Source organism: Brevibacterium picturae (assembly GCF_030453725.1).
GTDB lineage: Bacteria > Actinomycetota > Actinomycetes > Actinomycetales > Brevibacteriaceae > Brevibacterium > Brevibacterium sandarakinum_A.
Map to the genome: position 1 here is coordinate 18281 of NZ_JAKDJU010000021.1, position 11198 is coordinate 29478.

At 63.5% G+C, this 11198-nt stretch carries 10 protein-coding genes and 1 pseudogene; 5 read left to right on the forward strand and 6 right to left on the reverse strand.

What is annotated here, in order from left to right:
* Positions 1–207 precede the first annotated feature (207 nt).
* Positions 208–1017, reverse strand: coding sequence for a hypothetical protein (locus L0G76_RS04035; protein WP_304356041.1), 810 nt, complete (start codon positions 1015–1017; stop codon positions 208–210).
* Between the two features lie 504 nt (positions 1018–1521).
* Here L0G76_RS04035 and L0G76_RS04040 point away from each other — a divergent pair.
* Complete coding sequence (locus tag L0G76_RS04040; RefSeq protein WP_304356042.1) at positions 1522–1971, forward strand: hypothetical protein; 450 nt, start codon at positions 1522–1524, stop codon at positions 1969–1971.
* Positions 1972–2074: 103 nt separating this feature from the next.
* On the opposite strand, the gene L0G76_RS04045 is transcribed toward L0G76_RS04040, so the two are convergent.
* Positions 2075–3121, reverse strand: a complete 1047-nt coding sequence (locus L0G76_RS04045) for an LCP family protein (RefSeq protein WP_304356043.1) — start codon at positions 3119–3121, stop codon at positions 2075–2077.
* 212 nt (positions 3122–3333) lie between these two features.
* Between L0G76_RS04045 and L0G76_RS04050 the strand changes: the two genes are divergently transcribed.
* Positions 3334–4572, forward strand: a complete 1239-nt coding sequence (locus L0G76_RS04050; RefSeq protein ID WP_304356044.1) for an MFS transporter — start codon at positions 3334–3336, stop codon at positions 4570–4572.
* A 6-nt stretch (positions 4573–4578) separates the two neighbouring features.
* Here the strand turns inward: L0G76_RS04050 and L0G76_RS04055 are convergent, their stop codons facing one another.
* The 3 genes from L0G76_RS04055 to L0G76_RS04065 are packed head-to-tail and all read right to left on the reverse strand — an operon-like array spanning position 4579 to position 8752.
* Positions 4579–5523, reverse strand: coding sequence for a diacylglycerol/lipid kinase family protein (locus L0G76_RS04055; protein ID WP_304356045.1), 945 nt, complete (start codon positions 5521–5523; stop codon positions 4579–4581).
* The gene (locus tag L0G76_RS04060; protein ID WP_304356046.1) at positions 5520–7172 is read right to left on the reverse strand and encodes an FAD-binding oxidoreductase; all 1653 of its coding nucleotides are present in this window, start codon (positions 7170–7172) and stop codon (positions 5520–5522) included. Before L0G76_RS04060 ends, L0G76_RS04055 begins: the two co-directional genes overlap by 4 nt.
* Before the next feature lie 5 nt (positions 7173–7177).
* Positions 7178–8752, reverse strand: coding sequence for a glycerol-3-phosphate dehydrogenase/oxidase (locus L0G76_RS04065; protein WP_304356047.1), 1575 nt, complete (start codon positions 8750–8752; stop codon positions 7178–7180).
* Positions 8753–8819: 67 nt separating this feature from the next.
* Between L0G76_RS04065 and L0G76_RS04070 the strand changes: the two genes are divergently transcribed.
* From L0G76_RS04070 to L0G76_RS04080, 3 genes are all read left to right on the forward strand, one after another.
* Positions 8820–9449: a TetR/AcrR family transcriptional regulator gene (locus L0G76_RS04070; RefSeq protein WP_304356048.1), complete on the forward strand. Its 630-nt coding sequence runs from the start codon at positions 8820–8822 to the stop codon at positions 9447–9449.
* Between the two features lie 172 nt (positions 9450–9621).
* Positions 9622–9831 carry a helix-turn-helix transcriptional regulator gene (locus L0G76_RS04075; protein ID WP_304356049.1) on the forward strand — a complete coding sequence of 70 codons (210 nt, stop codon included), beginning with the start codon at positions 9622–9624 and terminating at the stop codon, positions 9829–9831.
* A complete protein-coding gene (locus tag L0G76_RS04080) occupies positions 9828–10391 on the forward strand; it encodes a hypothetical protein (protein WP_304356050.1) in 564 nt (187 codons plus the stop codon). The genes L0G76_RS04075 and L0G76_RS04080 overlap by 4 nt, the downstream gene beginning before the upstream one ends.
* A gap of 136 nt (positions 10392–10527) precedes the next feature.
* Here L0G76_RS04080 and L0G76_RS04085 read toward each other — a convergent pair.
* Positions 10528–11198 (reverse strand): annotated as a pseudogene (locus L0G76_RS04085) (D-lactate dehydrogenase); the annotation flags it as partial.

The window sequence follows — 11198 nt, forward strand, 5'->3', positions numbered from 1 at the left end:
GCACCCGCACACAAGGTCGCAAGCGAATAGACGGCAGGAGTGCTGAAGAACCAGACCAAAGAACACGGGCGGGCCTGAAGCACACCGAGTGCGAAGTTGCCTTCATCGCACCCATTGGCACAAAGCTTGGACGGAACAGCCGCTTGTTTGTGGCAGATCAGACCGCGCATATGGTTGGGGTTTGGCAGGGCAGGAGAGGGTAGGTAACTACTTGTCGAATCCGGCTTTTTGGAAGGCCGGCGGCAAAATTTCAGTTTCCATTATTTCCTGGACTCCGTCGACGGCTGCCTGGTCGACTGAAGAACTGGCACCGGACATGCTTGCAGAATAGGAGATAGCCAGAATCTCGTCGGCCCATGAGACGAAACACGTAGTACCGACGAGGGTTATGTCTTGGTCGCCAAGATTGCCGTCGAATGCTGTCGTGCAGATGCCTTCGCCTTTGGTTCCGCTGGGTTCAAAGCTGTCCACAGATTCGATCGGATTGCCAGCCGTGATCTTTGGATCAATCAGCATGCATTCGCTGATAGCACTGTCGATAGAATCCTTGACCACATCAGGGTTCTCTGTGGGTTTCGATAGTGAAGTGACAATTCCGAGAGAGCCGGATTCGCTCGATTCGGTGAACGTTCGGTAGGCGGTTGTTTCTGGAGCTCCTCGCACGACTGTGCCGTATTGATTCATAGCGCACTCAGCCAAAGAACTGACTACTTCTGTGCCGCTTTTATCTGACGACAGCCCTTCTGTAGATTCACCGAACTGGCCCTCCTCGTCCATACTGAGGGAGTCAGGGACATCTGCGAGAGACAAGAGACGGTCGCTGTAGTCTTCAGGAGCGAGGGCGTCATGACTCTTAACCGCCTTTTTCTCCTCGGCGTCTTTGGGGTTGGCCTGGGTGCTGGTCGTCTCTGTACCCCCTGCTGATTCGTTCTGTTTTGAGCCGGTGCCTGTTCCGCATCCGGCCAATAGGATAGTTGTGACGGCAATGGCGGCAAGTCCGAGCGTGGTCCTATTCACTTTTCTCCATGTTGACTACACGTTTTCTTGCCGAGCTTACTATTAAGGCAATAACAGTCGGAGCGCAACATGGATAAGGGTGTCGTGTTCGGATGATCAATCTCGTCATGGACTCAGCTCTTGGCTCGAGTTGTCATCACTGCGATTGTTCATCGACCCGAGAAGCCAGATCACGATCGAGTATCACTGCGCACACGAAAACGTCGCATTCAATGCTCTCTAACACCGGTTCTGTGGGGCCCCGTCGGTTCCAGCGAGGCTGCTGTGCGGCCGGGGCCAACTGCAAGGACAGTTGCCGCGTGACAGTCGAAGCCGGAAGAGCTTCCGCATTCTCGGACGATTGCGCTGACGCAGAACTGCAAAGAACCCGTCTTCAAGCTGTGACACTCTCCGAGCCTCCTCTCAGCCGCTGTCGACCCAGCCCGATGCACATTCGCAATACTGGGCGACGTCGACGATTTGTCACCCATCGGCGACAATTCTCAAACAGAAAGGATCGACTCTATGCAGACCACCATCCGCAATCGTGCAGCAGCTCTGGGAATCGCGAGCATTGCCGGTCTCGCTGGAATCGGACTCGCCAGTGGGCCGGCCCTGGCAGCCTCGACGTCGGAGACTGCGGCTGCAGACGTCAAGCCACAGTCCGTCCACTACCCGAGCGATGCCACCGAATATGCCGACCAGCTCGTCATCGCCTGGGGCCAGGGCAACACGGAACGGGTCGAAGCATTCGCGTCCCAGGACGCCGCTGCCGAATTGGCCGACCACGGCGACGAGAACGCGACCCGCTGGAAACACACAGGCGGCGAGGGAGCCGCGGGCACAACCTACGTGGACTACGAGAACACCGTCACCGGAGAGAAGCTCAGCGTCGGCGTCTCCAACCAGGCCCTCGAGAACGGCGACGAATGGGGTGCACCCAACGCAGTGCACAAGGTCCAATTCGCCGACTGACGCGAAGAACCCCGCTCCAGGACATCCTGGGGCGGGGTTCTTGCTGCTCGGCCGGCAGCCACGTCAGACCACCTCGGCGGGGGTGATCGATGTGATCCACTGTCTACAGATGCGACTCCGGAGCGTTCTGCACGTAGTCGTCCAGGGTGTCGTTCGCGAACGCGTCTTGGACCTTCTCCAGTTCCTCTTCGTCGACGTTGACGATCGACTGACCATCACTCGAGGTGCCGACTCCGGCCGTCGGGGAGGTGAAGAACTCGATGTCGCCGGGGCGGACGTCGCGCATGCCGAAGGCCGTGGCGGAGATGTACTGGGCGTCGAGGCCGGAGTCGACGTACATGTAGGGCGAGAAATCCTCGACCATGTTCTGAATCTTCACCGGGTTCGACAGTGTGTCGGCGGAGATGATCTCGTTGGTCAGGCCCCTGATGAAGGCCTGCTGGTTACGTGCGCGCTGGAAGTCGCCGTCCTGGAAGGACTTGCGTTCGCGCACGAAGGTCAGGGCCTCGTCGCCGTTGAGGAGGTTCTCTCCCTGTTCGAAGGTGTAGCCGTTCTTCTCGAAGCTCTGCTCCGAGTTCACGCTCACCCCGCCGAGGCTGTCGGTCAGCGCCTTGAAGCCTTGGAAGTCGATGATCGCCACATGGTCGAGGTCCGTGCCGATGAAGTCCGAGACTGTGGACACGGCCAGCGGAAGCCCGCCGTAGGAGAGTGCGGAGTTGATCTTCGCCTGGCCGTGGCCCTCGATGTCGACCCAGCTGTCACGCGGGATCGACATGATCTGGACCTTCGAGCCGGACTCGGGCAGGTGCATGACCATGATCGTGTCCGAGCGCAGTCCGCGGGAGTCGTTGACGTCGACCTCGTCCATCGGCTCGTCGGAGCCCAGCAGCAGAATGTTTGTGCCGCTCTCTTCTTTCCTGTCATCGGGGCGCTGTGTGCCGAAGATCTGCTCGTCGGTGAGCTGGTTGGCGTTGTTGTCGAATGTGCGGCCGATGTTCCACAGGTAGATGCCGACGCCGAGAACGCCGAGAATGACGATCACGAGTATGGCGACGAGGACCTTGCGCCACACTTTCTTCTTGCGGCGCGGGCGCTGCGGTCGGTCATCCTGGCTGTCGAACAGTTCGTCGAAACTGCTGTTGTCCGTCATCGGCACTCCGGGTTTCAGTCAATGCGGCGGGACCGCCGGCGGGAGGAGATTGCAATCTTGGCAATTGTATAGGTTTTGTCATATTTCCCCGGACTCCTCACACTGGCGGTGCCGCTGTGTCGTACCTTCACCCTCGCCGAGGTGACCCGATTCACCGGCAATAACGCCGTATCCCTATGGTGGGCGCCGGATGCGCTGGGTAGACTTTCCTGGTGTTCAACAACTATCGGGAAATTCTGTCTCTTCCCGGTGCCCTCAAGTTCTCCTTGGCCGGTCTTGTTGCACGTATGCCCATCGCAGTTCTGGGCCTGGGAATCGTCCTGTTCATTCAAGGCGTCAGCGGCTCCTATGGTCTGGCAGGCATCGTCGCCGCCGTGTACATGATCGTCCAAGCACTTGCCGGTCCCGGGATCGCGCGCCTCGTCGACCGCCGCGGCCAGTCTGCGGTCATGGTGCCCATCGTCATCACGCACCTCTTCGCCCTGCTGATGCTCATCATCACCGTCTACCTCGACTGGTGGGTGGGCTTCATCTTCGTCTTCGCCGGAATCGGCGGAGCCACCGTCGGCTCCGTCGGCTCACTGGTGCGCTCGCGTTGGTCGCACATCGTCGACTCACCGAAGAAGCTGCAGACCGCGTTCTCCTGGGAGTCCGTCGCCGATGAGCTGCTCTTCGTCACCGGACCCGTTGTCGCCACCGTGCTGGCCACCGCCGTGTGGCCACCGGCCGGCATCATCCTCTCGATGCTCACCGTCAGCGTCGGTTCGCTGCTGCTCTACATTCAGAAGTCGACCGAACCGCCACCAGTGGAGCGCACCATGGAGGCCAAGGGCCACGTGTTCTCCAACCCCGGTATCTTCACGATCATCATCGTCAACGTGTTCCTCGGCGTGAACTTCGGTGCCATCGACGTCATCGCCGTGGCCTTCGCCGACGAGCAGGGCGTGAAATCCCTGGCCGGCATCCTGCTCAGCGCCTTCGCTCTGGGCTCACTCATCGCCGGGGCACTCTACGGGTCGCGGAACTGGAACTCGGCGACCCATCACCGCTTCGGCGTCACCGTGGCTCTTCTGGCGGCCGGCGCCTGTTCGATGCTCTTGGCCCAGGACATGGTCACCTACACGATCATCTTGTTCATCGTCGGCTTCACCATCGCTCCCAGCCTCATCGGTGCGAACTCCGTCATCGAGCAGCTGGCACCACCTCGGCGTCTGACCGAGGCCTTCGCCTGGCTGGGCACCTCCCTGGGATTCGGCGTGGCTTTCGGGTCGGCGATCGCCGGCAACATCATCGACGCCGCGAACGCCAAGACCGCGATGCTGCTGCCCGCCGGCTGCGCCATCATCGGCGCCCTGCTGACACTGTCGCTGCTGAAACTGCTCAACCCCTCGCGCTCAAGCCACGAGGTCCGGCTGCAGCGGGACCGAAAGCGAGTCGACATCGAAGGTTAGGGCCGGTCACTGCACCTGACTCGCCGGGGTGCGAACCTTCAGCGAGCCCGGACGGATCGTGAGCGTCGCAGGGGTATGGGCGACCGCGTCACCATCGGCAACGATCTCGACCGGCTTCGCACCCTGCGGTGTGGCGATGAGGATTTCGCGGGCATGGCCGAAGTGGATGTGCGGGTGCAGTTTGTGCTGACCCAGGGTGAACGCCACCACCTCCGCTCCAAGCCGGGGGAGGAAAGCGTCCTTGAGCAGGACCACATCGATGAGCCCGTCATCGAGCACGGCCTCGGGCGAGAGCTTCAGTCCCCCGCCATAACGACCCGAATTGGCAAAGCCCGCCGACAGGCCGCGGAACCCGCGGCTTTCACCATCGATGGTCAGTGCCAGTTCGATGCGTCGCGGCTGCATGATCGCTCGGATCACGCCGTACAGGTAGACCCAGTGTCCCTTGATTCGACGGACGGAATCGGCGTATTCCTGAACGGCGGAGTCCAGGCCGAGGCTGACGTTGCCGACGCAGATCTGCCCGTCGAGGTCGAGGACGTCGATGGCGCGATCGCGACCGTGAGCGATGATGGCTGCGGCCTTCGCGATGTCTTTCGGGATGCCGAGCTTGCCGATGAAGTCGTTGCCGCGACCACCGGCGATGATGCCCAACGAGGTGTTCGTGCCGACGAGTCCGGCGGCGACTGCACGCACCAGGCCGTCACCACCGAGAGAGACGACGACCGGAGCGTTCTGCGCCGCGAATTCGGCGGCGAGGTCGTTCGCGTTCTGCTCGCTCGTGCTCTGGATCAGCACCGGTTCCAGACCGTTGGCGGCAAAGGCCTTCCGCAGCGGCTCGATCCGCTTCGCAACGGCGCCGTTGCGTGCCGCCGGATTGAGGATGACGGGCACCCGTGTTCGCGAGACCTGCGTGCGGGACGCCTGCGTTCCAGACGGTGGCGCGTTCACAGTTGCGTCGGTCCGTTCATGAGCTTCCCGGGGTTCATGATTCCCTCCGGGTCGACCTCGGCCTTGGCCGCGCGCAGCATCCGCAGCCACAGTTCGCCCTGCTCCTGCGGCAGCCAAGGAGCATGGTCCGCACCGGTCGAATGGTGGTGGGTGATCGTTGCGCCGTTGTCGACCATCGCGTCACAGGCCGCAGTCTTCAGTGCCTTCCACTGCTCCATCTCGTGGCCGTCGTGCTGCTGGGCGAAGACGGTGTAGTAGAGCGAGCAGCCTGCGGTGTAGAGGTGCGAGACGTGGCACAGCACGAGGGCAGGGGTGCCGCGCTCGGCCATCGTCGTCTCGATCTCGCGTTTGATCGTGTCGTGCAGTTGCTCGATGGCACTCCACGGCGCGGCCGTCTCCATGGTCTCGGCCATGATGCCCTCGGTCATCAGCTGGTCGCGCAGATACGGCGTCGAGAAGCGGTGCTTCTCCCACATGGTCTCCGGCGAGCCTCCGATGCTGACGCCCTTGTGCGCCTTGGCGATCTCACGTCCGCCGGCCCGGCGCAATCTGGCAGCGGACTTGCGGCCGTCGTAGCGCAGCACCAGCAGGCAGGGCTTCGCAACGCCTCGTGCGCGCAGATAGGCGTTGAGGCCCTTGCGCTGGACGGCGCTGCCCAGCTGTGCCAGACCGAACTCCGTTTCGTTGACGTCGGAGAGTCGCGCGATGTCGGGGTGCAGACCGTCCTGCTCCATTTCGCGCAGGGCTGTCGCGCCCGAATGGAAGTCAGGGAAGAACCAGGCATCGGGCAGGGTCGTCTCTGGCCGGCGCTTGATGCGCAGTGTGGCCTGAGTGATGATGCCCAGCGTGCCCTCGGAGCCGACGAACATTTGGCGCGGGTTGGGTCCGGCCGCCGTGGCGGGAATCGTGCGCAGCTCGACCGGGCCGTTGGGCGTGGAGCAGCGCAGGCCGAACACGTTCTCGTCGATCCGTCCGTAGCCGGTCGACTGCTGGCCGGCCGAGCGTGTGGCGACCCAGCCGCCGACGGTGCTGAATTCGAAGGACTGCGGGAAGTGGCCGAGGGTGAAGCCTTTGGCCTGCAGATTCTTCTCCAGGTCCGGGCCGAAGACGCCGGCCTGAACGGTCACCGTCAGTGATTCCTCGTCGAGGTCGAAGATCTCATCGAGGCGGGCCAGGCTGATGCACACGCAGCTGCGGAAGTCCCGGCGGAAGGCATCGAGGCCGGCGACGACGCTGGTCCCACCGCCGAAGGGAACGACAGCGATGCGCTCCTGCCGGCAGATGGCCAACAGCTCATCCACCTCGGCGTCGGATGCGGGGTAGAGGACGACGTCGGGAGCGAAGGGCACGTCTCCGCTGCGCAGTCGGATCAGGTCGGGGACGCTGCGACCGGCGGCATGGGAGACGCGGGTCGCGTGGTCGCTGCGGACGAATTCGGCGCCCAGCAGCTCGTCGAAGCGAGCGCGGGAATCGTCGGGGAGGTCGTCGTCGGGAAGTTCGACGGCGTCGAGTTCGACCGGCGGACGGTTGGCGCCCTTGGGCCAGCCACAGGTCTCGGTCAGCATCTTCTTGGCCCCGGGTTCGACCGGGCCGTCGTTGCCGTCCTCGCCCCAACCCCACCAGCGCATCCGCGGTTGCGTGTTGTCCATGTGGGTCAGCCTTCTTCCTGTGTGCTCTCGGTTGCTGGGTTGTCGATCAGTTCTGGGGCATGCTTGCGCACGGCGGCGGCCAGGTCCTCGCGGTCGGCGTCGACGAGCCCCCACCGGGTGCGGCGGTCGACCACGTCGTCAACGGTCACGGCGAGTTCGTGCTCGACGGCGAACCGGATCTCCGCGCCGCTGAGGGGAATTCCCGCTCTCACCGGTTGGTTCAGCCCGGGATCGTCGGCGCCGTATGCCGCGACCGTGGCCGCGTCGGTGCCGTAGCGCTGGACCAGGTGCTCCGAGGCTCCCGGATCCGGAGATCCCGCTCCGACGAGGCTGAGCGTCGTGGTGCGGCACGGCTCTGCTGTGAATCCGCCGGCCCTGACCACCTCGTCGACGGCGTCTTCGGCCATGCGTCGGTATCCTGTGAGCTTGCCGCCCACGATCGTGAGGACGTCGGTGTGTGGGTCACGCAGCAGTGCGTGCTTGCGTGAGAGGTCTGCGCTGGTTTCTCCCCTGCCCTTGAGCAGTGGCCGGAAACCGGCGTAGCTGCCCACGATGTCCTCCGGTGTGAGGGGCGTCTCCAGCACGGTGTTGATGGTGGTGAGCAGGAATGTGCACTCGTCCTCGTCCGGGCGGGCCCGTTCGGGGATCTGTCCGGAGTGCGGGTCATCGGTGAGACCGATCATGACGAGGCCGTCTGGCCATGGCACTGCGAACACGAACCTGCCGAAGTGGCCGGGCACGGGCGCGGTGACAGCTGCGGACGGGCAGCCGATGTTCTCGGCCCTGACCAGCAGGTGTGAGCCTTTGCTCGGGACGAGTTCGACATCGTCCGACAGCGAGTCGGCCCAGACGCCGGCGGCGTTGACGACCTGCTTCGCGCGGATCGTATGACGGTCGTCGGTGAGCTCATCGGTGAAGTGGACCAATCCCGGTTCGACGCCGGTGGCGGAGGCGTAGGTGATGATGCGCGCGCCGTGGGCCGCAGCCGTGCGGGCGATGGCGACGACGAATCGGGCATCATCGACGAGCTGTCCGTCCCAGCTGAGCAGTCCGCCGCGCAGGCCGGACTTGGCGGTGGCGGGCGCCAGCTGATTGACGTCGGCAGTCGATATCCGGCTGGGGTGTGGAAGCAGCGATCCGGGAGTCTTCGCGAACATCCGCAGGACATCTCCTGCGAGGAAGCCAGTGCCTGCCAGCGCGGCATCGAAGCGGCTGACGCCGCTGTGCAGCGGGAAGATCATCTGCATCGGGCGGATCAGGTGGGGCGCAATCCGACTCATCAGGTGGCCGCGTTCGACGGCTGATTCCCAGGCGATCGGGAAGTCGAGTTTGGCCAGGTAGCGCAGACCGCCGTGGGCGAGCTTCGAGCTCCAACTGCTGGTGCCCGAGGCGAGGTCCTTGCGCTCGACCAGCACGACACTCAGCCCCCGGGCCGCTGCGTCGAGTGCGACGCCGACTCCGGTGAACCCGCCGCCGATCACGACGAGGTCGATAGGTTCGTCGTCGGCGATCGCCTCGGCGAGGTCATGCGTGCGTCGTGTGGCATTGAGCGCGGCGTCTCCTGATGTGCTCGACTTCATCAGCGACCTTTCTGGTACGGAGTCGTGCCAGTTTGTGTTCTGGGATGAGAGTTGTCAAGATCACACTGTGACTGATCAGGGACGTCCGTATGCCGGTGCCAGCCGCGAGGAGCGCAAGAGCGCACGCCGCGAGCAGGTCATCGCTGCTGGGATCGAGCTCTTCGGCACCGTGGGCTATCGAGCCACGACGGTCGGGGCGATCTGCGAGTCCGCGGGACTCAACAAGCGCTACTTCTACGAATCATTCGCCGCCCTGGAGGACCTCCTCTGCGAGGTCTACGGGAGGGTGGTCGCCGATCTGCGCGACTCGGTTCTCGCCGGAGACGAGGATGAGCCCCTAATGGTCCTGCGCGGCTTCGTCTCCGGCTTCCTCAGTTGGGCGCAGGCCAACCCCGTGAAGGCCAGGGTCCACCTCTTCGAAGTCCTCGGGGTCAGCGCGCGCATCGACGAGCTGTATCGCTCCCATGGACGGGCGATCGGCGACGAGCTCTCGGTCCGCCTATCGGCGACGATGCCCGGGCCCGAGCTCACCGCGGGGCAACAGCGCGTCCTCGGCGACGTGCTCGTCGGCGCCGGCGTGCAGATCGTCGTCAACTGGGTCATCAGCGACTATCAACCGCCGCGCGATGAGCTCCTCAAGGAGATCGACGGCACGCTCGGCTGGATCCTGGCTGCGGGCTTGGCCGGACTGGGCTGACCCAACGGGACTTCGCTCTTGCAGAGCGGGGCGGGCACCCGGGGCGCTGCACTTGCGGCGTCGACTTCACTTGCGGCGTCGATGTCAAACTTTCTTGACATTCTAATGTCAACGATGCTTTACTTTTGATGTAAAGGAACTTTGACAAAGGTGCCGTGCCCCAGGAGGCGGGATGGAAGTTCAGACTTCGGACCTCAAGAGTGTCCGCAAAGCGACCGGCCTCACGCAGGCTCGGCTGGCCCAGCTCACCGGCGTATCGCGCCAGACGATCATCGCCACTGAGCGCGGCGACTACGCCCCCAGCGTGTACCTGGCGCTTCGGATCGCCCGGGCGCTGGAGACCACAGTGGAACAGATCTTCTCTCTTCAGGAGGAACAGTGAATAATCGGCCGGGCAAGAAGCAGCCCAACGCACTCGCCGACACCATCGCCGGACTCAATGACCCGTCGATGGGCGACGAGCGTGAACGCGATGTCATTCTCCGGGCATACACGTTCGGTTCCGTGGTATCCATATACGTCTTCCTGAGTCTCTCCCTTTTGTTGGCGGTTATCGGAGCGGGCCTTTGGACGATTCCCCTGATTCTGGGCTCCGGACTCTTGACCTTTGTAGTCTCCGGCTACTGCAAGCGTGCAGGTGTCGACTTTGCACTTGCGACAGCCCGCGCCGCCCCCAGACGGCTGGTCCTCACCCAAATCGTGATGGCCCTAGTTGCCTTTGCCTGGGTCTTCGCCGTGGGATTTCATCAGTCCACCGGTCACCCTCTTGTCGAAGCCGGCTTGGGGACGACCATCAGCAGCGCTAGCGGCAGCTCCATGATCATTGGCGGCGTCATCGGAGCGGTTGCCGCGATCGCCGTCATGGCGGTCTCGCGCTTCCGCAAACTCAAACAGGCACGCCTCGAGGCCGCGGCCGCAGCGGACATCGAAGACGAGGACTGAGCCGAACTGAGGCTGAGCCGAACTGAGCCTGAGCCCGACCGAGGCTGAGCCCGGCCGCGGCCTGGGCCTGGCCGCGGCCTGGGCCTGGCCGCGGACTGAGACGCAACGCGGACTGAACCGAGCCGGGGAGCCAGGCTCAGGCCCAGTTCCTATGCGGCGAGGTCTCACCGACCCCGGGATTGAAGACATTGCACGGGTCGAGTTCCTTGAAGTGGGCTTCCATCTCCGAGGGAACATGATAGAGGCGCCCATAGTTGTGCTCGGCGGGCACGGCGGCTCCGCGCTCCTCGAGCAGTGCCATCATCTGCTTCTTCAGCGCCACCGGGTCGACGCCCTTCTTCGCGACATGGTCTTGGTGGAGGACGTGGCAGAAGAAGTGACCATAATAGGAACTGATGTGCAGCTGATCCGAGATCTCTTTCGGCAGCACCTCGAGCCAATCATCGTCATCTCGTTTCAGAGCCACGTCGAAGGTGATCATGTCCGAGGAATCGTCACGGTTGAGGTTGAAGTAGCGCGTGGCGGCACTGGCGGCACCGAAGCGGTGGAGCATGGCGGACTGAGCCTCATCGGACGTGGCGATGAAGAAGTCACCGTCATGGCCCGCCTCGGCGAAGAAGGCCGTGAGGAACTTCTCGGTCTCCTGCTTCTGCTCGCCGCTGACGACGAGCAGAAGGTGGTGTTCGAACCGGTCACGGTAGTCGAGCATGCGCTGAGGCAGCTGCTGCGGCAGCAGGCTGAAGGCACCCTGCGCGATGGAATCGGCGACGGTCTGGCCGAAGAACGGCAGCTTCGCGAACACTCCGT